At 51.9% G+C, this 726-nt stretch carries 1 rRNA gene; it reads left to right on the forward strand.

The features are described 5' to 3' along the window. Positions 1 to 215 precede the first annotated feature (215 nt). Positions 216 to 726, forward strand: a 16S ribosomal RNA gene (locus V3W46_RS10745); the annotation flags it as partial.

A 726-nucleotide genomic window follows, 5' to 3' on the forward strand; every position in this document is an offset into this window, starting at 1 on the left:
GTGCGTCCGATCTTTGAGAACTCAACAGCGTGCACATTGTCAAATGCCAATTTCCCGTGACCATTTTGTGGTTCGGGTTCCTTTGGGAAATGAATATTAGTGGGCTCTTCTTTTTGGGAGGGTTCATGGACAAGCAAGTCAGTAATGATTTGTTCTGTCAGTGTCAAACTTGTCGCATGTTCTTCGGTTCCCGTTGAGTGTGTGGCGCGTAGTTTTTTACGGAGAGTTTGATCCTGGCTCAGGACGAACGCTGGCGGCGTGCTTAACACATGCAAGTCGAACGATGATGCTAGCTTGCTAGCGGATTAGTGGCGAACGGGTGAGTAACACGTGAGTAACCTGCCCTTGACTCTGGGATAAGCGTTGGAAACGACGTCTAATACCGGATATGACGACCGATGGCATCTTCTGGTTGTGGAAAGATTTTTTGGTCAAGGATGGACTCGCGGCCTATCAGGTTGTTGGTGAGGTAATGGCTCACCAAGCCTACGACGGGTAGCCGGCCTGAGAGGGTGACCGGCCACACTGGGACTGAGACACGGCCCAGACTCCTACGGGAGGCAGCAGTGGGGAATATTGCACAATGGGCGAAAGCCTGATGCAGCAACGCCGCGTGAGGGATGACGGCCTTCGGGTTGTAAACCTCTTTTAGTAAGGAAGAAGAACTTCGGTTTGACGGTACTTGCAGAAAAAGCACCGGCTAACTACGTGCCAGCAGCCGCGGTA

The organism is Subtercola sp. YIM 133946, from assembly GCF_036553535.1.
Taxonomy (GTDB): domain Bacteria; phylum Actinomycetota; class Actinomycetes; order Actinomycetales; family Microbacteriaceae; genus Subtercola.